Origin of the sequence: Pseudomonas sp. BF-B-26, from assembly GCF_019956495.1 — a bacterium.
GTDB lineage: Bacteria > Pseudomonadota > Gammaproteobacteria > Pseudomonadales > Pseudomonadaceae > Aquipseudomonas.
This window is the reverse complement of the sequence record NZ_JAHBDP010000082.1, coordinates 1-23,229: the sequence shown is the minus strand read 5'-3', so window position 1 is coordinate 23,229 and position 23,229 is coordinate 1. Positions and strand designations below refer to the sequence as shown.

The following is a 23,229-nucleotide window of genomic DNA, read 5'->3' as shown; positions in this document are numbered from 1 at the left end:
ACCTCTTCCATGGAAAAAACCATGACTGTCCACGTGCCTTCAAAAGCGGGGCGTACCCGACCATTCAAGGGGTACGCCCCGGCTGGCACATTGCTCGGCCTGAGCCTGCTCTGTGCACCGGCCGCTCAGGCGGATTTCGTGGCGGACAGTAAAGGCAGCCTGGAAGCGCGCAACTTCTACTTCAACCGTGATTTTCGCCAGGACGGTTCGCGGGACAAGGCCGAGGAATGGGCGCAGGGTTTTCTGTTGCGGATGGAGTCGGGTTACACCGCCGGCACGTTCGGTTTCGGCCTGGATGTTTTGGGCATGGCCGGTTTCAAACTGGACTCCGGCGGCGGGACGGCGGGTACCAATCTGTTGCCACCGGATTTATCCGGCGGCTCACAGGATCGCTATGGCGAGTTAGGCCTGACGGGCAAAATGCGCGTGTCCAACAGCATCTTGAAATTCGGGACATTGCAGATCAAGGACCCGGTGGTGAGCTCCAACGATACCCGCCTGTTGCCGAGCACGTTCAAGGGCGGCCTGGTGAATGTGCAGGAAATCGATCGTTTGAAGCTCACGGCCGGTCAGCTCACGCAGATCAATTTCGTCGACTCCACCGACTATCAGGACATGACCGCCAACCGCATTGGCGGGCAAAGCGACAAGTTTCAGTTTGCCGGGGCGGACTATCAGTTCCTGCCGAACCTGACCGTGCAGTACCGCTACGGCCAGTTGGAAAACATCTACCAGCAAAATTACCTCGGGCTGGTGCACACGCTGGACCTGGGCTCAGGCCAGTCGCTCAAGAGCGACGTGCGCTATGCACGCAGCACCGAAGACGGCAACTTTCGTGATATCGACAACCAGGCCTTCGGTGCGTTGTTCACCTATAGCCTCGGTGGTCATGCGCTGGGCGTTGGCTATCAGCGCATGAGCGGCGACGATCCGTTTCCGTATATCGGGCGCAGCGACCCGTACCTGGTCAACTTCGTGCAGATCGGTGACTTCGCCAACATCGACGAGCACTCCTGGCAGGCACGCTACGACTACAACTTTGTCGCACTCGGTGTGCCGGGGTTGACCTTCATGACGCGCTACATCTCTGGCGACAATGTGCAACGCACTGCGCCGGGTGAGGGCAAGGAATGGGAGCGCAACACCGATATCGCTTACGTGGTGCAGGACGGTTCGTTGAAAGGGTTGGGTCTTAAATGGCGCAACGCGTCAGTGCGTTCGAACTTCGGTAATGACCTGGATGAGAACCGCCTGATCGTCAGCTATACCGTGGCGCTGTGGTAGAGGCTGGGCGGACTTGATATTCGATGTGGGAATAAGTAAATCGATATTTATTCCTTTTAATATTGATTTGGGAGGTTCATTTTGAAGGCCTGCACATCCGTGCGGATGTATTCGACATCAGACAGGAAGCCTCATCATGACCATCAAAGCGATTAACGTCCGCAACCAGTTCAAGGGTGTCATCAAGGAAATTGTGACAGGCGAAGTGGTCTCCGAAATCGATGTGCAAACCGCCTCCGGCATCGTCACCTCGGTGATCACCACCCGTTCAGTGCGCGATCTTGAATTGAAAGTGGGGAGCGAGGTGATTGCCTTCGTCAAATCCACCGAAGTATCGATCGCCAAGCTCTGAAAGGGTGCCTGTTCGTCACTTCAGTAGAACTCACAAAAAACGCCGCTCACTGAGCGGCGTTTCTGTTATCGGTGCTGACAGGAGAAAAGTGTCGGCGGTTGTTTCAGGTGTCCCTTTCTTCCGCAACGTAGGAAAATCAAAACTGGCACGTCGGCGGCTATACCTTTCCCAACAGGCGACCGCCAATGCAATTGCACCGACCTTTATCACCCCAGGCGCCAGACCAACGCCGAACAATCGGCCAAAAGAAAAGAATCAAAATCATGCAAGCACATACCTACCAACTGCTGGAAGTCGCCAACGGCAAACCGATCAAGCTGTGGACCGAAGGCGTCCCGGTGGAACACGAAGCCAGACAGCAATTGATGAACACCGCCAGGATGCCATTCATCTTCAAGCATCTGGCCGTGATGCCCGACGTACACCTGGGCAAGGGTTCGACCATCGGCAGTGTGATTCCCACGGTCGGCGCGATCATTCCAGCCGCCGTCGGAGTGGACATCGGCTGCGGGATGATCGCGGCGTGCACGTCGCTGACCGCCAGCGATTTGCCGGACAACCTGCATGGCTTGCGTTGCGCGATCGAGAAGGCGGTGCCCCATGGCCGCACCATTGGCCGCGGCGTTCGGGACAAGGGCGCCTGGGACAGCGTTCCGCGTGAGGCGGACCGGGCCTGGGCGGCACTGGACTCGCGGTTCAAGGCGATCACCACCAAGTACCCGAAACTCGCCAACACCAACAACCGTGGGCACTTGGGCACGCTCGGCAGCGGGAACCACTTCATCGAAGTGTGCCTGGATGAAACCAACCGGGTCTGGTTCATGCTGCACAGCGGTTCCCGCGGTGTTGGCAACGCCATTGGCAACCTGTTCATTCAAATGGCCCAGGCGGATATGCGTCAGCACCTCGCCAATCTGCCGGATCGTGACCTGGCTTACTTTAAAGAGGGCAGCCGGCATTTCGATGACTACGTCGAAGCGGTCGGTTGGGCCCAGGATTTCGCCAGGCAAAACCGTGCATTGATGATGCAAGCGGTGATTCAGGCGACCCGAAAAGTGATCAACAAACCTTTTGAGGCGGCGCTGGAAGCGGTGAACTGCCACCACAACTACGTGCAGAAAGAGCGACATTTTGGTCAGGAAATTCTGGTCACCCGCAAAGGCGCGGTATCGGCGAAGAAGGGCGAGTTGGGGATTATTCCGGGATCGATGGGCGCTAAAAGCTTCATCGTCCGCGGGCTGGGGAACGAGGAGTCGTTCTGCTCCTGCAGCCACGGCGCCGGCCGCGCCATGAGTCGCACCAAAGCGAAAAGCCTGTTTACCGTCGAAGACCAGATCCGTGCCACCGCCCACGTGGAGTGCCGCAAGGATGCTGCCGTCATCGATGAAATTCCGATGGCTTACAAGGACATCGACGATGTCATGCACGCCCAGCGCGAGTTGGTGGAAGTGCTGCACACTTTGCGGCAGGTGGTCTGCGTAAAAGGATAGGGAAAATGGAATATCACGATCGTCGAGTTGCCGAACTTTGTGCACTTTTATAAGGCCACGCAACACTGCGCTGCACTATGCGAAGGCAAATATCGGATGTTCTGGAGCCCAATGCCCCCTGTTTTCCGACGCAAATGCTGCCAATCGCCGACTGGCACAAAGTCTGCAAGACACTGTTCAGGCCCACTGTGACGCAGTCGAGTGGGCAGCCCCCTCGGTCAACGACGATCGATTGGCCGAACAGGTCGTGGGCAACATCGGTGGTTCCGGCATAGATGCCTGACTTAGCACCGTAAATGAACAGGCAAAGACGCCTGGAACCGCAAGGTTTCAGGCGTTTTTTTTTGCTTTTTGAACAGCTATCGACGGGTGTCTATTATGAATTCCAATGTTGCCACTTTGAACAAGCTGCAAACGCTGATCGTGATCGGCAATGGCATGGTCGGACATCATTGTGTCGAACAGCTGATCGAACGCGGTGCCCTTGATCACTATCGGCTGCACGTGTTCAGCGAGGAGCCGATGCGTGCCTACGACCGCGTGCACCTTTCCGAGTATTTCTCCGGCCGTGATGCCGAGTCGCTGGCCCTCGGTGAAGCCTCGCTGTACCAGACCCCGGGCGTCACGTTGCATCTGGGGGTACCGGTGCTGGAAATCGACCGTGTACGCCGCCAGGTGATCACCGCGCAAGGCTGTGTCTCCTACGACAAATTGGTGCTGGCCACCGGCTCCTATCCGTTTGTGCCGCCGATCGAAGGCGCCGAGGGCGATTCGCGCCTGGTGTATCGCACCCTTGAAGACCTCGATGCCATTCGTGCCGCGGCCAGCAACGCCCGACGCGGTGTGGTGGTTGGCGGTGGCTTGCTGGGACTGGAAGCGGCCAACGCCCTGAAAACCCTGGGGCTCGAAGCGCATGTGGTGGAATTCGCCCCGCGCCTGATGCCGGTGCAACTGGACGAATACGGTGGCCTGGCGCTCAAGGCGCAGATCGAACGGCTCGGCGTCGGCGTGCATTTGTCGCGCGGCACGCAATCGATCAGCGCAGGTGAGGAATACCGCTACCGGATGAACTTCGCCAATGACGAATTTCTTGAAACCGACCTGATCGTGTTTTCCGCCGGTATCCGTGCGCAAGACGCACTGGCCCGCCAATGCTCGCTGGAAGTCGGCCCGCGCGGCGGCGTGGTGATTGATGACCAATGCCAGAGCAGCGATCCGAACATCTATGCCATCGGCGAATGTGCCGCATGGAACGGCAGCATTTTCGGCCTGGTCGCCCCGGGCTACCAAATGGCGCGCGGTGTTGCCGCATTGCTGTGCAACGAAACCGCCGAGCCGTTCATGGGCGCGGACATGTCGACCAAGCTCAAGCTGCTGGGCGTCGATGTCGGTTCCATCGGCGACGCGCATGGCAGCACGCCGGGCGCGCGCAGTTATCAGTTCATCGACGAAACCACGGCCAGCTATCGTCGCCTGGTGGTGGATGCGACCGGCAAACACGTGCTCGGTGCGGTGCTGGTGGGTGACAACAGCTATTACGACACGCTGCTGCAATACATGCAGAACGCGATTGCGCTGCCGGCGGAACCCGCCAGCCTGATTCTGCCGTCCTCCGAAGGCGCACCGACCCTCGGCCCGGGCGCGTTGCCCGAAGCGGCCACGGTCTGCTCGTGCCACAACGTCACCAAGGGTTCCATTTGCTCGGCCATCGACGGTGGCTGCACCGACCTCGGCCTGCTCAAGTCGCAGACCAAGGCCTGCACCGGTTGCGGTGGTTGTGCCGGGCTGCTCAAGCAGGTTTTCGAACATGAGTTGATCGCCCGTGGCGTCAGCGTCGACAAAAGCCTGTGCGAACACTTTGCCTATACCCGTCAGGAGCTTTATGCGCTGGTGCGGGTAGAAGGGGTGATCACCTTCGAAGAACTGCTGGCCAAGCATGGCCGTGGCCACACCGGTTGCGACGTGTGCAAACCGGCGGTGGGCTCGATCCTTGCGTCGTGCTGGAACCAGCCGATCATGGACGCGTCGCTGGTACCGCTGCAGGACACCAACGACACCTTCATGGCCAACATGCAGAAGAACGGCACCTATTCGGTGGTGCCGCGCATCCCCGGTGGCGAGATCACTGCCGACAAACTGATCGCGATTGGTGTGGTGGCGAAGAAATACGACCTCTACACCAAAATCACCGGCGGCCAGCGTATCGACCTGTTCGGCGCGCAGTTGCATGAGTTGCCGGACATCTGGGCCGAACTGATTGAAGCCGGTTTCGAAACCGGGCACGCCTACGGCAAATCCACCCGCACCGTGAAATCTTGCGTCGGCAGCACCTGGTGCCGTTATGGCGTGCAAGACAGCGTGCAAATGGCCTTGACCATCGAGGACCGCTACAAGGGTTTGCGCTCGCCGCACAAGCTCAAGTTTGCGGTGTCCGGCTGCACCCGCGAGTGCGCCGAAGCCCAGAGCAAAGACGTTGGCGTGATCGCCACCGAGAAAGGCTGGAACCTGTACATCGCCGGTAACGGCGGCATGCGCCCGCGCCATGCCGAGCTGTTCGCCACCGACCTCGACGACGCGACCCTGATCCGCTACATCGACCGCTTCCTGATGTTCTACATCCGCACCGCCGACAAATTGCAACGCACCTCGGTGTGGCGCGAAAGCCTGGAGGGCGGCCTCGATTACCTCAAGGAAGTGATCATCAACGACAGCCTCGGGCTGGGTGAAGAGCTCGAGTCGCAGATGCAACTGGTGGTCAATCGCTATGAATGCGAATGGGCTAACGCCCTCAAAGACCCGGAAAAACTCAAGCGCTTCCGTACCTTCGTCAACGATAAACGCCCGGACCCGGACATCCACTTTGTCCAGGAACGCGGCCAGCGGCGCCCGATCATGGCTGCCGAACTCAACCTTATCCCTGTCACCGAGGAGATTGCCTGATGAGCCAGTCCAATACCCAACGCATCGATTCCCTGGAAAACCCCGAGGCCTGGCAAACGGTGTGCGAGCAACAGGACCTGGTCAGCAACTCCGGCGTCGTCGTCTGGCTCGACGGCGCGCAAGTGGCGCTGTTCTACCTGCCGAATGTTCACGGCAAGACCCTTTACGCCATCGACAACCATGACCCGCAGTCCGGGGCGAATGTGATCGGTCGCGGATTGGTGGGCAGCATCAAGGGGGATCTGGTGGTTGCATCGCCAATCTACAAACAGCATTTCCGCCTTGAGGACGGCAGCTGCCTGGAGTATCCGCAACAGCGTCTGCGTGTCTGGCCCGTGCGGTTGAACAGCGGCGTGGTGGAAGTCGGAGTGGCTTGAGCCTGTTCAACAGCATCGCGTATCCGCATCGGAGGCATTTATGAAAACAGCCGCACAATTGCTGAAACTCAAGGTCGTGCAAAACCGCCAGGTGCATAGCATCGCGCCGGATGAAATGGTGCTTGAAGCGCTGAGGATCATGGCCGAAAAGAACGTGGGCGCGCTTCCGGTGATCGAGGCCGGGCAAGTGGTCGGCGTGATCAGCGAGCGTGACTATGCGCGCAAGGTGGTTTTGCAGGGGCGCTCTTCGGTGGGTACGCCGGTGCGCGACATCATGAGCGCGCCGGTGGTGACGGCTGACAGTCAGCAGAGTATTGAGCGTTGCATGGCGGTTATGACTGATAGCCATCTGCGTCATTTGCCGGTGGTGGAGGGTGGCGAGCTGATTGGTTTGTTATCGATTGGGGATTTGGTCAAGGAAGCTATCGTTGAGCAGGCGGATTTGATTCGGCAGCTGGAGCATTACATTCGCGGGCACTAGAGCGGTCAGCGTCACTAAGGTTGGGGGACATATCCGTTGCTGCGGTGATGGCGACTTAGGGTTCCGCCCTTACGGCGGGTCACTTTGGAAAAGCGCCAAAGTAACCAAAACGCTTTGGCCCCTGACGTACGGCCCTTCGCCTAGGCTCAGGGTACCCTCGCTCCGGTCCTGCTCCGTGGGCCCGCCGCCATCGGCCATCCATGGCCGGGGGCGGCTACCGCGGCATCCTTGCCGCGGTGCCCACTGCGCAGAACCTGCGCTCGGCCTTCCGACGGAGCAGATCAAGATCAAAGCAAGATCAAAAGCCAAAGCGAGGCGGCCTGATAGCCGACCTGATGTTGGTTCGGTCAAGTCTGGTCAGCGGCGGTGTACCCGAATGCCGTGCCTAAAAAAATCTTAACTGTGGGAGCGGGCTTGCTCGCGAAGAGACCGTGTCAGTCGACATGAATGTTGAATGTAAGTCCGTCTTCGCGAGCAAGCCCGCTCCCACAATTAATCAGGTTTGCTTCCAGAGGAATGGCGGCGGGCCCACGGAGCAGGACCGGAGCGAGGCACCGAACGACAGGGGCAAGAGTCCTTGGTTACTTGGGGCTTTTCCAAGTGACCCGCCGTAAGGGCGGAACCCTAAGCCGCCGTTACCGCAACAATGGATATGTACTCCGACCAAAATCATAGGTCAGCGGTCAGTGCGCTTTCGCGAGCAAGCCCGCTCCCACAGTTTTGATTTTCGTTGGCCTTCAGGCCATCGTTTCCTGCCGGCTTTCATGCTGCCGAGCATCACTGGCAATCAACTGCCTGATCTGTTCAAACAACTCATCACTCTCTGCCTCAGTGCAATCCTCGCCATAACGCTTACGCAAACCATAATGGCTAAGAATCAAATGCACATCCGCATGCAGATCATGCTGCTTCAGGCAATTTTCAACACATTGCAACGGACACCCATCCAGCGCAAAAATCCGCCGCCCCGAGCGTGCCTTGTTGACCAGCGCCGCCACATGCCCGCCGACCCCGACGATGCAGGACATTTCCGCCAGGCCGCTGCGATCCAGTCGCACGGCCAGCGTGTTGGCCAGTTGGGCGACGTTGGAGCAGCCTGAGCAGGAGTAAATCAGGGGCAAGGTTGAATGGGACATGAGCGCTCTCCATGGGTGGACTTCTTCAGTGTGCAAGGCTGGTGGCATTGCGCATTGACTGCGGTCAATTCCGTCTATTGGAAGGCCGCGAGATCCTCTTCGGCGAGGATGCTGATGTTGCGCCGTTCCATGGCGATCAGGCCGCTGTCCACCAGGCGGTGCAAGATCCGCGAAAAGGTTTCCGGCTGGATACCCAGCTTCGAGGCCACCAGGCGTTTGGACACCTGCAACACAATCAGACCGCTGACCGGGTTGCGTTCCTGGAACAGAAAATTGATCACCCGCCGGCTCGCACTGGCCATGGTCAAGGTGTCGATGTCCCGCAGACGCAGGTGCAAGTGGACGCTCATGCTCGCGAGGATCGCCAGGCAGACTTTCGGCTGGTCCTCCAGGGCGTTGCGGTAATGGCTGCCCTCGATACTCACCAGCACGCTGTCCTTCAGCGCCGTGGCGCTCACCGGGTAGAGACGGGCCTGGCTGAACAGCAAGGCTTCGGCAAAGGTTTGGCCCGGCTGGATGATCTCCACCAGGTTTTCCTGACCTTCGCCGGTCAGCCGGTACAACTTGATCTGGCCGCTGACCAGCAGGAAAAAGCGCTTGGCCGGATCGCCTTGGTGCATGAGTGTGCTGTGACAGGCCAGGCGCTTGAGCATCGCCAGGCCGCAGACTTCCTCGAAGATTTTCTCCGGTAACTGGCTGAACAGATGGTGACGACGCAACGATAAAACGATGGAAGGGTGGGTCAGCATGGCGTACCTCCGCTGACGCTCATAGTAGAGAGCGCCGGCCCGATGACCTATGCCTCTGCCGGCCTACCTCCAAAGAGGCATGCCCGTCATCCGGCATTGCGCAGATGCTCCATGGCCCACACCGCCGCCTCGACCCGCGAGCGCAAGCCGAGTTTGTGCAGCAGGTTTTTCACGTGAACCTTGACCGTGCCTTCGGTGATGCCCAGCTTGTGCCCGATGACCTTGTTGCTGAAACCGCTGGCGATGGTTTTCAGCACCTGGCGTTCGCGCTCGGTCAGTTCCACCACCGTCTGGCGCTGCGGTGAGCGCAGTGCCTGGGCCATGACCTGGGTCAGCCCCGGGCTGATCACCAATTCGCCGTTCAAGGCATTGCGGATGTACTGAATCAACAGTTCGGGCTCCATGTCCTTGAGCAGGTAGCCGTCGGCATCCAGACGCAGTGCGTCGCGAATATCGTCTTCGGCGTCCGAGACCGTAAACAGCAGCACCTTGCCGGTGTAGTGCATCGCCCGTAATTGGCGCAGGGTTTCAATGCCATTCATCAGCGGCATGTTGTTGTCGAGCAACACCAGGTCCGGTTGCAGCGGCTCGATCAGAGCGAGTGCTTCTTCACCGTTATTGGCTTCGCCGACGATCAGGAAATCATCTTCGAGTTCGAGCATCTGGCGGATGCCGTGACGCATCATCGGGTGGTCGTCGACCAGCAGGATGGTGTGTTGCAGGGACGGGTTCATGTGACGCTACCTTCTGTTTTCTGCCCGAGAAACTCCGGTTGGAATTCCAGTTGGACGCGGGTGCCTTGCGGCTCCCTGGAGACTATTTCGAGTTGGCCGCGCAAGCTGCGGGCGCGCTCATCCATGATTTTCAGGCCGTGGTGTTCGCGTTGGTCGACGTTGCCGCTGAAGCCACGCCCGTCGTCTTCGACGATGAGCCTGACGGTTTCACCGTCCTGACGCAGTTGCAGCCAGGCGTTCTGCGCGTGGGCATGGCGCAGGCAGTTGGAGAGCGCCTCGCGGGTGATCTGCAAAATGTGGATTTGCTCGCTGGCCGATAACTGAAAGGCCAGCGCGTCGACGTGCAGGTGCACCTGGAATTCGCCGCGACGGGAGAATTCCTCGGCGGTGTCCTTGAGTTCCTGCACCAGTCCCGCATCGTGGATCTGCAAGCGAAAGGTGGTCAGCAATTCGCGTAACTGGCGGTAGGCATTATTCAACCCTTCGCGCAGTTCTGCGGTGACGTTTTCCAGGGTTTCCACCGGTTCGCCACGGCGCATCAAAGTCTGCAGGCGGCTGACTTGCAGTTTCATATAGGACAAGGCCTGGGCCAGTGAGTCGTGCAGCTCGCGGGCAATGATCGTGCGTTCGTCAAGCAGCAGCAGGCGATGATCCTGCTCCCGTTGGCGTTTGAGCGACAGCGAGGTGCCGATCAGGTTGGCCAGGGCCTGGATCAGTTGGGTTTCCCAGGCTTGCGTCGGGTGCCCGTCGACGAAGTGCGCCTTGAGTTCACCCAGTTCGCTGCCCTGATTGCTGATGCTGAAGGTTTGTGGACTGGCTTTATGGTGCTTCTGGCACGTGGCGCAATCGCTGCTGGCGCAGACTTCGCGGATGTTCGCGCCATGCAGGGCGAGCAACTGCTGGGCCGGTGCCTGCATTTGTCCTTGCAGGCACAGCGACAGACGCAAGCCGGGCAGGCGTTGCTGGAAGCGCCGGATCAACTCATCCAGGCCTTCGGCATTGGCCAGGCGTGTGGCCAGGCTTCGACTGCTTTGGTACAGCAACTCGAGGGCGGCATTGGCTTGTTGCAGGTTCAGGGTTTTTTGCTGAACCTGACTCTCAAGGGTGCGATGGGAGTCTTCGATCGTCTCGGCCATGGCGTTGAAACTCGTGGCCAACTGGCCCAGTTCGTCCTGGGACTGATGATTGACCCGCACCTTGAAATCGCCGCGACGAAAGCGCTGGGTCGCATCCACCAACTCTTTCAAGGGCATGACGACCCCGTACTGCAGTTCGTAGAGCCCAATCAGCAGGACGAACAGGGTGGTGAACAAGGCCAGACCCTGAATCACCTGTTGCCAGCCTTGCTTCTGTTCGCTTTGGCGTTGCAACAGGTTGACGAACTGGTTCAGTTGTTCAATGAAGGGCAGGGCCTGGACCTGAAAATAGGCGGCATCGCCGCGCTCCAGTGCCGGGCGCAAATCCTCGTTCCATTGCTGCTGTATTTGTCCGTAGCTGATTTGCAGCGCAGTGCTCGGGCCATCTTCCAGCACCGCTTTGAGTGACTGGCTGGTGAGACGGGTTTGCAGGCTGTCGCTGATGGCGATGATTTCTGAGGGCGTTGCACCCGCCGCCAGTTTCCAGCTCAGGTGGTAGGTCTCCATGCGCACCGAGCCAGCAGTGTTGATGGCGGCGGCATCGCCCTGGCTGAACCAGGCGATCAATCCGGCACTCAACGAACTGGCGAGGGCGAGCACGGCGATCAGGATCACCGCCAGCCCGGCGCGAGCGGGCAGGGAGCTGCGCAACCAGCGGATCATCAGCGCAGGTCCCGGAAGAAATCAGCAAAACAGAACACGTGGAGCTCCAGGAAGGGGTTTTGCCGCCGATCCCGGGCGCGCTACCTCTAAAGAGTTGTCGACTGATCCTTGTCAGCAAAAACCTTGGCAGAAAACCTCAAGACGCTGATAAACCAACGGTTTCAGGGTTTTCCTGTACTACCTCCTTAGAGGTAGACCGCGCAAGCATAGGCCTATGCCCCCTTGGGCTTCGTTGACATGGATCAAGTTTTTGCGGGGTTGGCCTCTCTAGTCTGCCGCCATGGCTAACTGACTGGAGAGCATTTGTGAACCAACCCCGTGTACGACAAGGCCTGGTGCTGGGCATGAGCACATTGGCCTTCACTGTCTGTTTCATGGTCTGGATGATGTTTGCCGTGCTCGGGGTGCCGATCAAGGACCTTCTCCAGCTCAACGAAACCCAGTTCGGCCTGCTGGCCGCGACCCCGGTCCTGACCGGTTCGCTGGTGCGGTTGCCGCTGGGCCTGCTGACCGACCGCTTTGGCGGGCGTAGCGTGTTCTTCCTGTTGATGCTGGCCTGCGTGACGCCGCTGTACCTGATCAGTCACGCCACCGCCTACTGGCAGTTCCTGGTGCTGGGCTTGTTCGTCGGCCTGGCCGGCGGCTCGTTCTCGGTCGGGATTGCCTACGTCGCCAAATGGTTCGACAAAGAGAATCAGGGCTTTGCGATGGGCATCTTCGGCGCCGGTAACGCCGGGGCCGCGGTCACCAAGTTTCTCGCCCCGGCACTGATCGCTGCCGGCAGCTGGCAGCTGGTGCCGAAAGTCTTCAGCGCGATCCTCTTTATTACGGCGCTATTGTTCTGGTTCCTCAGCGCTGAAAACAAGGACCACCGCAGTGCCACCGGCGCCACCTTGCGCGAGCAATTGAGCTCGCTGAAAGACCCGGCGGTGTGGCGCTACTGCCAGTACTACTCGATCGTCTTCGGTGGCTACGTCGCCCTGGCCCTGTGGATGACCAAGTACTACGTGCAGGAATACGGTTTCAGCCTGCAAAGCGCGGCGTTGCTGGCGGCCTGTTTTTCCCTGCCCGGTGGCGTGCTGCGTGCCGTCGGCGGCTGGATGTCGGATCGCTGGGGTGCGCAAAGCGTGACCTGGTGGGTGTTGTGGGTCAGCTGGATCTGCCTGTTCCTGCTTTCGTATCCCCAGACTCAACTGCAAGTGCAAACGATCGACGGCCCGGTGGATTTCCACATCGGCCTCAACCCCGCGTTGTTCACCGTGCTGCTGTTCGTCATGGGCATCGCCTTCGCATTCGGCAAGGCCTCGGTCTTCAAATACATCGCTAACGACTACCCGAAAAACATGGGCGCGGTGTCCGGCATCGTCGGCCTCGCCGGTGGCCTGGGCGGTTTCGTGTTGCCGATCCTGTTCGGCGCCCTGGTGGACCTCACCGGCGTGCGCTCTTCCTGCTTCATGTTGATGTACGGCGTGGTCTGGGTCTCCCTCACCTGGATGTACTTCAGCGAAATACGCAAAAGCGCGGTGCTGGGTAAAGCGCCGCGGCTGACCCCGTCCCCGATTTCCAGCATTGCCCTAGGAGAAGAACATGTCCGTTCTGCAAAAGCCTGACAAAGGCCCGGTCATTCATGACTGGCGCCCCGAGGACCCCGCATTCTGGGGAAGTAGCGGCAAACAGACCGCCACACGCAACTTGTGGATTTCCATTCCTGCGCTGCTGCTGGCCTTTGCGGTGTGGATGGTCTGGAGCACGGTGATCGTGCGTCTGAACGCCATCGGTTTCACCTTCACCACCGACCAGCTGTTCTGGCTGGCGGCGTTGCCAGGCCTGTCCGGGGCGACCTTGCGCGTCTTCTATTCCTTTATGGTGCCGATCTTCGGTGGCCGTCGCTGGACGGCCCTGAGCACCGCATCGCTGTTGTTGCCCTCGATCTGGATGGGCTTCGCGGTGCAGGACCCGAGCACCTCCTACAGCGTGTTCGTGTTGATTGCCTTACTCTGCGGTTTCGGTGGCGGCAACTTCGCCTCGAGCATGTCCAACATCAGCTTCTTCTATCCCAAGTCGCAGCAGGGCACGGCCCTTGGCCTCAACGCCGGGCTGGGTAACCTGGGCGTCTCGGTGATGCAGTTCTGTGTGCCGCTGGTGATTACCTTCGGTGTGTTCGGCTTCATGGGCGGCTCGCCGCAAGCACTGCCGGACGGCGGTCAATTGTGGTTGCAGAACGCCGGCTTCATCTGGGTGCCGTTTATTGTCCTGGTGACGGTGCTGGCCTGGTTCGGCATGAATGACCTGTCCAGTGCCCGCGCTTCTTTCAGCGAGCAGGCCGTCATCTTCAAACGCAAACACAACTGGCTGATGTGCTGGTTGTACCTGGCGACTTTCGGTTCGTTCATCGGTTTCTCCGCCGCGTTTCCGCTGCTGATCAAAACCTCGTTCCCGGATGTCATCGCCTTGAAATTCGCCTTCCTCGGCCCGTTGGTGGGTGCGCTGGTGCGTCCATTGGGCGGCTGGCTGGCGGACAAGCTCGGCGGCGCGAAAGTGACCTTGTGGAACTTCGTGCTGATGATCGTGATGGTCTTCGCCGTGATGCACTTCCTGCCGCAGAACGGTACCGGCGGCAACTTCTACGGCTTCCTCGGCATGTTCATGCTGCTGTTTATTACCACTGGCATCGGCAACGGCTCCACCTTCCGCATGATCCCGGTGATCTTCCGCACCCAGCACGAAAAAGCTTCCGCCGGAAAACCACCCGCCGTGCGTGAACAAGCGCTGAAAAATGCCGGCAAAGAGTCAGCCGCCGTCTTGGGCTTCAGTTCGGCCATGGGCGCCTTCGGTGCGTTCTTCATTCCCAAATCCTTCGGCTCTTCGATGGCCCTGACCGGCGGCCCGGAGATGGCCTTCTACATGTTCGTCGTCTTTTACCTGAGCTGCATCGTGGTGACCTGGTGGTGGTACGCGCGCAAAGGCGCCGCGACACCCTGCTGAGACGACCCGAATCCAACCATTGCGTGGGCGGGGCACAGACTCCGCGACAAAGCCTGAGAGGACTACACCGTGAGTCATTTACTGGATCAATTGCGGTTTTTCAACCGTAAGCAAAACGAGTTTTCCGACGGTCATGGAGAGACCCGCAAAGAGTCTCGCGACTGGGAGAACGTCTACCGTTCGCGCTGGCAGTACGACAAGATCGTGCGCTCCACCCACGGGGTGAACTGCACCGGCTCGTGCTCGTGGAAGATCTACGTCAAGAACGGCCTGATTACTTGGGAAACCCAGCAGACCGACTACCCGCGTACCCGTAACGATCTGCCCAACCATGAGCCCCGTGGCTGTCCGCGTGGTGCCAGTTACAGCTGGTACATCTACAGCGCCAACCGGCTCAAGTACCCGAAAATCCGCAAACCGTTGCTCAAGCTCTGGCGCGATGCGCGGCAAACCATGGCGCCGGTGGAAGCCTGGGCCAGCATCGTCGAGGACAAGGTCAAGGCCGACTCCTATAAAAGCAAGCGCGGCATGGGTGGCTTCATTCGTTCCAACTGGGAAGAAGTCAACGAGATCATCGCCGCGGCCAACGTCTACACCATCAAGCAATACGGCCCTGACCGGATCGTCGGTTTCTCGCCGATCCCGGCCATGTCGATGGTCAGCTACGCCGCAGGTTCTCGTTACCTGTCGCTGATCGGCGGCGCCTGCCTGAGTTTCTATGATTGGTACTGCGACCTGCCACCGGCCTCGCCGATGGTCTGGGGCGAGCAGACCGACGTGCCGGAATCGGCCGACTGGTACAACTCCAACTACATCATTGCCTGGGGCTCCAATGTTCCGCAGACCCGTACCCCGGACGCGCACTTCTTTACCGAAGTTCGTTACAAGGGCACCAAGACGGTCGCGATCACTCCGGATTACTCGGAAGTCGCCAAGCTCACTGACCTGTGGCTGAACCCTAAGCAAGGCACCGATGCGGCGCTGGCCCAGGCGTTCAACCATGTGATCTTCAAAGAGTTCCACCTGGACAAACCGAGCGCCTATTTCAGCGACTACGCCAAGCGCTTCACCGATTTGCCGGTGCTGGTGCTGCTCAAGCAAATGGTCGACAAGGCACCGGGCGCCGGTTACCAGCCAGACCGCTTCCTGCGCGCCAGTGACCTGACCGACAACCTCGGCCAGGAAAACAACCCGGAATGGAAAACCATCGCGCTGGATGTCAGCGGCGAGCTGGTGTCCCCTCAGGGTTCCATTGGTTATCGCTGGGGCGAGAAGGGCAAGTGGAACATCCTGCCTCGTGAAGGCGGCGAAGGCCGTGAGATCGATCTGAAGCTGAGCCTGATCGGCGATGACGTCGCCGAAGTGGCGTTCCCGTATTTTGCCGGCGAGTCCCACGAGCACTTCCAGCACGTGGCCGGCGATGCCGTGCAATACCGCCGCGTGCCGGTGCATAACGTGGTGCTGGCAGACGGCAGCGTGGCCAAAGTTGCCACCGTGTTCGACCTGTCGGCCGCCAACCTGGCGATCGATCGCGGCCTCGGCGGCGAAAATGTGGCCAAGGATTACGACGACGCCTCGGTGCCTGGCACCCCGGCATGGCAAGAGCAGATCACCGGCGTCAGCCGTGAGAAAGCCATCCAGATTGCCCGTGAGTTCGCCGACAACGCCGACAAGACCAAGGGGCGCTCGATGATCATCGTCGGCGCGGCGATGAACCACTGGTACCACATGGACATGAACTACCGCGGGCTGATCAACATGCTCATGCTTTGCGGGTGTGTCGGTCAGACCGGTGGCGGTTGGGCGCACTACGTCGGTCAGGAAAAACTCCGTCCGCAGTGCGGCTGGCTGCCCCTGGCATTCGGCCTGGACTGGAACCGTCCGCCTCGCCAAATGAACGGCACCAGCTTCTTCTACGCCCACAGTTCGCAGTGGCGCCACGAGAAGATGAGCATGCACGACGTGCTCTCGCCATTGGCCGATAAATCGCAATTCCCTGAGCATGCCCTGGACTACAACATCCGCGCTGAACGCGCCGGCTGGTTGCCCAGCGCTCCGCAACTCAACACTAACCCTTTGCACATTTGCCGCGACGCTGCTGCGGCCGGCATGGACCCGAAAGACTACGTGGTCAAGTCGCTGCAGGACGGTTCGCTGCGTTTCTCCTGCGAACAGCCGGACAGCCCGGTCAACTTCCCGCGCAACATGTTCATCTGGCGTTCCAACCTGCTGGGCTCCTCGGGCAAGGGCCACGAGTACATGCTCAAGTACCTGCTCGGCACCAAAAACGGTGTGATGAACGAAGACATCGGCCAGGTCGGCGATTGCAAACCCGAAGAAGCCGAATGGGTGGACGAGGGCGCCATCGGCAAGCTCGATCTGGTCACCACGCTGGACTTCCGCATGTCTTCGACCTGCGTCTATTCCGACATCGTGTTGCCGACCGCAACCTGGTACGAAAAAGACGACATGAACACCTCGGACATGCACCCGTTCATTCACCCGTTGTCGGCCGCCATCGACCCGGCGTGGGAATCGCGTTCCGACTGGGAAATCTACAAAGGCATCGCCAAGGCGTTTTCCAGCATGTCCGAAGGGCACCTGGGCGTTGAGAAGGACCTGGTGACCATCCCACTGATGCACGACAGCGTCGGCGAACTGGCCCAACCGTTTGGCGGCACCGATTGGAAAAGCGCTGGTGTGGCACCGGAGCCGGGCAAAAACGCGCCGAACCTGCACGTGGTGGAGCGTGACTACCCGAACATCTACAAGCAGTTCTCGTCCCTGGGGCCATTGCTGGAGAAAAACGGCAACGGCGGCAAAGGCATCAACTGGAACACCGAAGACGAAGTGAAATTCCTCGGTGAACTCAATCACAAAGAAGGCGATGCCGGTATCAGCCAGGGTCGGCCGAAAATCGACACGGCCATCGACGCCGCTGAAGTGATTCTGTCCCTGGCACCGGAAACCAACGGCCAGGTCGCCGTCAAGGCCTGGGCCGCACTGTCGGAATTCACCGGCATCGACCACAGCCACCTGGCGCTGTCCAAGGCCCACGAGGCCATCCGTTTCCGCGACATTCAGGCACAACCGCGCAAGATCATTTCCAGCCCGACCTGGTCGGGGCTCGAAGACGATCACGTCAGCTACAACGCCGGCTACACCAACGTTCACGAAGGCATCCCATGGCGCACCATCACCGGTCGTCAGCAGTTCTACCAGGATCACCCGTGGATGCAGGCGTTCGGCGAGCAACTGATGAGTTATCGGCCGCCGGTCAACACCCGCACCATCGAAGGGGTGAAAGGCAAGCGCAGTAACGGCCACAAGGAAATCGTCCTGAACTGGATCACCCCGCACCAGAAGTGGGGCATCCACAGCACCTACAGCGATAACCTGCTGATGCTCACCCTCAGCCGCGGCGGGCCGATTGTCTGGCTCTCGGAGAACGACGCGAAAAGCGCCGGCATCGAGGACAACGACTGGATCGAGTGCTTCAACGTCAACGGTGCGCTGACCGCCCGTGCGGTGGTCAGCCAACGGGTCAAGGACGGCATGGTGATGATGTATCACGCACAGGAACGGATCGTGAACGTGCCCGGTTCGGAAACCACCAAGACCCGTGGCGGCCATCACAACTCGGTCACCCGCGTCGTGCTCAAGCCGACCCACATGATCGGCGGCTATGCCCAGCAAGCCTACGGTTTCAACTATTACGGCACGGTCGGTTGCAACCGCGACGAATTCGTCGTGGTGCGCAAAATGTCCAAAGTCGACTGGCTCGATGGTTCAAGTGGCGATGACCTGCCACGTCCGCTGCCGACCGATATTGAGGAGAACTGAGATGAAGATTCGCTCACAAATCGGCATGGTTCTGAACCTGGACAAATGCATCGGTTGCCACACCTGCTCGATCACCTGCAAAAACGTTTGGACCAGCCGCGAAGGCATGGAATACGCCTGGTTCAACAACGTCGAATCGAAACCCGGGATCGGCTACCCGAAAGAATGGGAAAACCAGGACAAATGGAAGGGCGGCTGGATCCGCAACGCCAACGGCACGATCAACCCGCGCATCGGCGGTAAATTCCGCGTGTTGGCGAACATTTTCGCCAACCCTGACCTGCCGAGCCTCGACGACTACTACGAACCGTTCGACTTCGATTATCAGCACCTGCACACCGCGCCGCTGGGCGAGCATCAGCCCACCGCGCGCCCGCGTTCGCTGATTTCCGGCAAACGCATGGAAAAAATCGAGTGGGGCCCGAACTGGGAAGAGATCCTCGGCACCGAATTCGCCAAGCGTCGCAAGGACAAGAACTTCGACAAGATCCAGGCGGACATTTACGGCGAGTACGAAAACACCTTCATGATGTATTTGCCGCGCCTGTGCGAGCACTGCCTCAACCCGACGTGCGCAGCGGCTTGCCCGAGCGGGGCGATCTACAAGCGTGAAGAAGACGGCATCGTCCTGATCGACCAGGAGAAATGCCGTGGCTGGCGGATGTGCATCAGCGGCTGCCCGTACAAGAAGATCTATTTCAACTGGAAGAGCGGCAAGTCCGAGAAATGCATCTTCTGCTACCCGCGTATCGAAGCCGGGATGCCGACCGTTTGCGCCGAAACCTGCGTTGGGCGCATCCGTTACCTCGGCGTGCTGCTGTATGACGCCGACCGCATCAGCGAAGTGGCGAGCACCGCCAATGAGCAGGACCTGTACGAGAAACAACTGGAGATCTTCCTCGATCCAAATGACCCGGCGGTGATCCGTCAGGCTCTGGCCGATGGTGTACCGCAGTCGGTGATCGATTCAGCCCAGCGTTCGCCGGTCTACAAAATGGCCGTGGACTGGAAACTCGCACTGCCGCTGCACCCGGAATACCGCACCTTGCCGATGGTTTGGTACGTACCGCCGCTGTCGCCGATCCAGAACGCCGCCACTGCCGGCACCGTCGGCATGAACGGGGTGATCCCGGACGTCGACAGCCTGCGTATTCCACTGAAGTACCTGGCCAACCTGCTGACGGCGGGCGATGAAAAACCGGTGAAGCGTGCGCTTAAACGCTTGCTGGCGATGCGCGCCTACAAACGTTCCGAGCAAGTCGACGGGGTTCAGGACCTGCAAGTACTCAAGGATGTTGGCTTGAGCGTGGCCCAGGTCGAGGAGATGTATCGCTACCTGGCGATCGCCAACTATGAAGACCGCTTTGTGGTACCGAGCGCGCACCGTGAAGACGCCATGAGCGATGCCTTCGCCGAACGTTCCGGTTGCGGTTTCAGTTTCGGCAGCGGCTGTAGCGGCAGCTCCGACACCAACATGTTCGGTGCGAAGAAAGCCAACCGCCGCGACATCCTGAAAACCGTCCAGTTGTGGGAGGAATGAGCATGCAAATTCTCAAAGTGATTTCGCTGCTGCTCGATTACCCGACCGAGACGCTGATTGGCGGTCGCGACGAACTGGAGCAAGCGATCATCCAGTCACGGGAAATCAGCCCTAAACAGCGCGGTGCGTTATTCGAATTGCTCGAGCTGATCTGCGCCAATGACTTGATGGACGGGCAGGAGCACTACGGTGCGCTGTTCGGACGAGGGCGCTCGCTGTCGCTGCTGTTGTTCGAGCACGTGCACGGTGAATCCCGCGACCGTGGCCAGGCGATGGTCGACATGATGGCGCAATACGAAGAAGCCGGTTTTGCCATCGGCGTCAAAGAGCTGCCCGACTACATCCCGCTGTACCTGGAGTTCCTCTCCACCCGCGAAGACCTCGAGGCCCGCGAGGGCCTGGCGGATGTTTCGCACTTGCTGGCCTTGCTCGCGGCACGTCTGGAAGAGCGCGAAAGCGCCTATGCCAGCTGCTTCCGGGCGCTGCTGCAAATTGCCGGGGCCGAGCCGCATCAGGCAGTCGCCGACCTGCGGGCGCAGGTCGCGGCGGAACCGCGCGACGACTCCCTCGAAGCCCTCGACAAGATCTGGGAAGAGGAGGCCGTGGACTTCCTCCAGGCCGAACAGCAGGACCGTTGCAGTTCACTGCCTAGCGCACCGGGCAAGGCCCGTGAGGAAAGCGCAGTGCCATTGCACTGGGTGGATTTTCAGCATGAAGGGCTGGCCGCCGTGCCAGCCAAGGAGGTAGGCAATGTCTAAATGGAACCTGTTGTTGTTCGGGGTCTATCCCTATGTCGCCCTGGCGATTTGCCTGATTGGCAGCTGGGCGCGCTTCGATCTGTCGCAGTACACCTGGAAAGCGGGCTCCAGCCAGATGCTCAATCAGCGCGGCATGCGCGTGGCGAGCAACTTCTTCCACATTGGCGTGCTGTTCGTACTGGCCGGACACTTTGTCGGCCTGCTGACCCCAGCGTCGGTTTATCACCATGTGATCAGCACTGAGAACAAGCAGTTGTTGGCAATGGTTTCCGGTGGGCTCTTCGGCCTGCTGTGCCTGATCGGCCTGCTGATGCTGGTTAACCGCCGGCTTAGCGATCCTCGGGTCCGTGCCACTTCCAGTCCTTCGGACATCCTGGTGCTGCTGGTGCTGCTGGCGCAATTGCTGCTCGGTCTGCTGACCATCGTCGCGTCCACCAGCCACATGGACGGCTCGGTGATGGTGATGCTCGCCGATTGGGCGCAGAACACCGTGCTGTTGCGGCCAGTGGAAGCAGCGGCGGCCATCGCGCCGGTCGGGTTGATCTACAAATTGCATGTGTTTCTCGGCTTGACCCTGTTTGTGCTGTTCCCCTTCACCCGTCTCGTACACATGATCAGCGCACCGATCTGGTACTTGGGGCGTCGTTATCAAATCGTTCGTCAGAAGTACTGAGGAGACAATCATGTCAGGTGGATGTGGATGTGGTGGCGGTAACGGGGGCAGCGGTGGCTGCGGTTCTTCAAAAAAAGCCGAGGTCGTTCTGGACATCGCGCCGGTCGCAGAAGCGCAGTTCGAAGCCCTGCCGGTTGAGCCTGCGGCGGCCGATGACGCCCCGGCGCAGTTGATCGCCAGCAGTGAACAGGAGTGGCCGATCATCAGCGTCAACGAGGTGTCGATCACCCCGGAAGCGATGGCCCAGGAGCTGCAATATCATCCGGCCGAAAGCCGCGAGGAGGCGGTCTTCCTGGCCGCCCGCGCGCTGGTGATCCGCGAGTTGTTGCAGCAGCGCATCACCGAACTCGGGGTGTCGCTGGAGATCGGCGCCGGTGAGAACGAAGAAGAAGCGGCCACGCGTTTGTTGCTTGAGCGTGAGGTGAAAGTGCCGCAGTGCGACGAGGAATCGAGTCTGCGTTACTACGAAAACAATCGCGGACGCTTCCACAGCGCGCCGTTGTTGGCGGTGCGGCACATCTTGCTCGAATGTGCTCCAGACGATGTCGAGGCCCGGGAGCTGGCGCAGGGGCAGGCCGAAGTCCTGCTGCAGCAGCTGGATGAATTCCCCGGCAGTTTCGCCGAGCTGGCCGTGAAATATTCGGCCTGCCCGTCGAAGGCTCAAGGCGGTTCTTTGGGACAGATCAGCAAGGGCCAGACCGTGCCCGAGCTGGAGCGTCAGCTGTTCACTCTGGCACCAGGCCTGGCCAGCAAACCGCTGGAAAGTCGCTACGGCTGGCATGTGGTCAGCGTCGATCAGCGGATCGAAGGCATGCCGCTGCCCTATGAAGTGGTGTCGACGGCAATCCGCACGCAGTTGCAGCAAGGCGTCTGGCAGAAAGCCCTGGTGCAGTACCTGCAAACCCTGATCGGTGCAGCCGATATTCGTGGCATCCACTTGCAGGGCGCCGACTCACCGCTGGTGCAGTGAGCCTCGAGGCAAACCGGGAGAAGTGATGAACGCTGTGATGCAGGATGGTTTTGGGCGGCAGATCGACTATCTGCGGATGTCGGTGACGGACCGCTGTGATTTTCGCTGTGTGTATTGCATGGCGAAAAACATGACGTTCCTGCCGCGTCAGCAGGTGCTCACGCTGGAGGAATTGCAGCGCTTGGCGACGCTGTTCGTCGGCCTGGGGGTACGCAAAATCCGCCTGACCGGCGGCGAGCCGCTGATCCGCCCTGGCATTGTCGGACTGTGCCGCAACATCGCCGCGTTGCCCGGTTTGCGTGAGCTGGTGATGACCAGCAATGGCTCGCAACTGGGCCGTCTGGCCCGGCCGTTGGTCGACGCCGGGGTCAAGCGGATGAACATCAGCCTCGATAGCCTGGACGGGCAGAAGTTTCGGGCGATCACCCGCAACGGCGATCTCGACCAGGTGCTCAACGGCATCGAAGCGGCGCGGGACGCAGGGTTTGAGCGGGTCAAGCTCAACTGCGTGGTGATGAAGGGGCGCAACTTCGATGAAGTCCCGGCGTTGGTGCAGTACGCGATTGATCAGCGCATCGATATCAGCTTCATCGAAGAAATGCCCTTGGGCGACGTCGGTCGTTCCCGGGGCGAATCGTTCTGTTCCAGCGACGAAGTGCGCACGCTGATCGCCAGCCAGCATCGCTTGCTCGACAGCACCGAAAACAGCGGCGGACCGGCGCGCTACGTGCGTCTGGAACGCCATCCCGAGACGCGCATTGGTTTCATTTCGCCCAATAGTCATAACTTTTGTGGCAGCTGCAATCGGGTGCGGATGACGGTTGAAGGGAAGCTGTTGCTGTGTCTGGGGCAGGATGATGCGCTGGATTTGCGGGGATTGCTGCGGCGTTATCCGCTGGATGACCAACCGGTGATCAACGCGGTGCAGAAGGCCTTGCGCGGCAAGCCACTGCGCCATGATTTCAGTCCAGACGGGGAGGTACAGATTGTGCGGTTTATGAACATGAGTGGTGGTTGAACTGATCTTTAAAACACAGCAAATCCAATGTGGGAGCGGGCTTGCTCGCGAAGGCGGAGTGTCAGTCGACATCAATGTTGACTGACACTCCGCCTTCGCG

At 59.8% G+C, this 23,229-nt stretch carries 18 protein-coding genes; 14 read left to right on the top strand and 4 right to left on the bottom strand.

Annotated features, from left to right (window positions below):
• Nucleotides 1-21: 21 nt before the first annotated feature.
• The 6 genes from KGB03_RS18205 to KGB03_RS18180 all read left to right on the top strand — a co-directional run bounded on the left by KGB03_RS18205 (nucleotide 22) and on the right by KGB03_RS18180 (nucleotide 6,924).
• The gene (locus tag KGB03_RS18205; RefSeq protein ID WP_223528078.1) at nucleotides 22-1,284 is read left to right on the top strand and encodes an OprD family porin; all 1,263 of its coding nucleotides are present in this window, start codon (nucleotides 22-24) and stop codon (nucleotides 1,282-1,284) included.
• Nucleotides 1,285-1,420: 136 nt separating this feature from the next.
• The gene (locus KGB03_RS18200; protein WP_008145745.1) at nucleotides 1,421-1,636 is read left to right on the top strand and encodes a molybdopterin-binding protein; all 216 of its coding nucleotides are present in this window, start codon (nucleotides 1,421-1,423) and stop codon (nucleotides 1,634-1,636) included.
• A 263-nt stretch (nucleotides 1,637-1,899) separates the two neighbouring features.
• Entirely contained in the window at nucleotides 1,900-3,126 is a 1,227-nt protein-coding gene (locus KGB03_RS18195; protein ID WP_223528014.1) for an RtcB family protein, read from the top strand.
• A gap of 378 nt (nucleotides 3,127-3,504) precedes the next feature.
• A complete protein-coding gene (gene nirB, locus KGB03_RS18190; protein ID WP_223528011.1) occupies nucleotides 3,505-6,066 on the top strand; it encodes a nitrite reductase large subunit NirB in 2,562 nt (853 codons plus the stop codon).
• Nucleotides 6,066-6,443 carry a nitrite reductase small subunit NirD gene (gene nirD / locus KGB03_RS18185; protein WP_223528008.1) on the top strand — a complete coding sequence of 126 codons (378 nt, stop codon included), beginning with the start codon at nucleotides 6,066-6,068 and terminating at the stop codon, nucleotides 6,441-6,443. The genes nirB and nirD overlap by 1 nt, the downstream gene beginning before the upstream one ends.
• A gap of 40 nt (nucleotides 6,444-6,483) precedes the next feature.
• Nucleotides 6,484-6,924: a CBS domain-containing protein gene (locus KGB03_RS18180; RefSeq protein WP_111452578.1), complete on the top strand. Its 441-nt coding sequence runs from the start codon at nucleotides 6,484-6,486 to the stop codon at nucleotides 6,922-6,924.
• A 737-nt stretch (nucleotides 6,925-7,661) separates the two neighbouring features.
• Here KGB03_RS18180 and KGB03_RS18175 read toward each other — a convergent pair.
• The 4 genes from KGB03_RS18175 to KGB03_RS18160 form a co-directional block, all read right to left on the bottom strand.
• Complete coding sequence (locus KGB03_RS18175; protein ID WP_192408287.1) at nucleotides 7,662-8,060, bottom strand: putative zinc-binding protein; 399 nt, start codon at nucleotides 8,058-8,060, stop codon at nucleotides 7,662-7,664.
• Nucleotides 8,061-8,134: 74 nt separating this feature from the next.
• A complete protein-coding gene (locus KGB03_RS18170; protein WP_218537230.1) occupies nucleotides 8,135-8,809 on the bottom strand; it encodes a Crp/Fnr family transcriptional regulator in 675 nt (224 codons plus the stop codon).
• Between the two features lie 86 nt (nucleotides 8,810-8,895).
• Nucleotides 8,896-9,543, bottom strand: coding sequence for a two-component system response regulator NarL (gene narL, locus KGB03_RS18165; RefSeq protein ID WP_111450199.1), 648 nt, complete (start codon nucleotides 9,541-9,543; stop codon nucleotides 8,896-8,898).
• On the bottom strand, nucleotides 9,540-11,342 hold the full coding sequence (locus KGB03_RS18160) for a HAMP domain-containing protein (RefSeq protein ID WP_223528005.1): 1,803 nt from the start codon (nucleotides 11,340-11,342) through the stop codon (nucleotides 9,540-9,542). Before KGB03_RS18160 ends, narL begins: the two co-directional genes overlap by 4 nt.
• Before the next feature lie 305 nt (nucleotides 11,343-11,647).
• On the opposite strand from KGB03_RS18160, the gene KGB03_RS18155 reads away from it, so the two are divergent.
• The 8 genes from KGB03_RS18155 (at nucleotide 11,648) to moaA (ending at nucleotide 23,129) form a co-directional block, all read left to right on the top strand.
• Complete coding sequence (locus KGB03_RS18155) at nucleotides 11,648-12,952, top strand: MFS transporter (RefSeq protein ID WP_223528002.1); 1,305 nt, start codon at nucleotides 11,648-11,650, stop codon at nucleotides 12,950-12,952.
• Nucleotides 12,930-14,327 carry a NarK family nitrate/nitrite MFS transporter gene (locus KGB03_RS18150; protein ID WP_192408292.1) on the top strand — a complete coding sequence of 466 codons (1,398 nt, stop codon included), beginning with the start codon at nucleotides 12,930-12,932 and terminating at the stop codon, nucleotides 14,325-14,327. Before KGB03_RS18155 ends, KGB03_RS18150 begins: the two co-directional genes overlap by 23 nt.
• Nucleotides 14,328-14,396: 69 nt before the next feature.
• A complete protein-coding gene (locus KGB03_RS18145; RefSeq protein WP_223527999.1) occupies nucleotides 14,397-18,170 on the top strand; it encodes a nitrate reductase subunit alpha in 3,774 nt (1,257 codons plus the stop codon).
• A 1-nt stretch (nucleotide 18,171) separates the two neighbouring features.
• Nucleotides 18,172-19,710, top strand: a complete 1,539-nt coding sequence (gene narH / locus KGB03_RS18140) for a nitrate reductase subunit beta (protein WP_033059086.1) — start codon at nucleotides 18,172-18,174, stop codon at nucleotides 19,708-19,710.
• A 2-nt stretch (nucleotides 19,711-19,712) separates the two neighbouring features.
• Nucleotides 19,713-20,468, top strand: coding sequence for a nitrate reductase molybdenum cofactor assembly chaperone (narJ, locus tag KGB03_RS18135; protein WP_218537236.1), 756 nt, complete (start codon nucleotides 19,713-19,715; stop codon nucleotides 20,466-20,468).
• Entirely contained in the window at nucleotides 20,461-21,141 is a 681-nt protein-coding gene (gene narI / locus KGB03_RS18130; protein ID WP_192408294.1) for a respiratory nitrate reductase subunit gamma, read from the top strand. Before narJ ends, narI begins: the two co-directional genes overlap by 8 nt.
• 10 nt (nucleotides 21,142-21,151) lie before the next feature.
• The gene (locus KGB03_RS18125) at nucleotides 21,152-22,111 is read left to right on the top strand and encodes a peptidylprolyl isomerase (protein WP_223527996.1); all 960 of its coding nucleotides are present in this window, start codon (nucleotides 21,152-21,154) and stop codon (nucleotides 22,109-22,111) included.
• Between the two features lie 25 nt (nucleotides 22,112-22,136).
• Nucleotides 22,137-23,129, top strand: coding sequence for a GTP 3',8-cyclase MoaA (moaA, locus tag KGB03_RS18120; RefSeq protein ID WP_223527993.1), 993 nt, complete (start codon nucleotides 22,137-22,139; stop codon nucleotides 23,127-23,129).
• The last annotated feature ends 100 nt before the right edge of the window (nucleotides 23,130-23,229 follow it).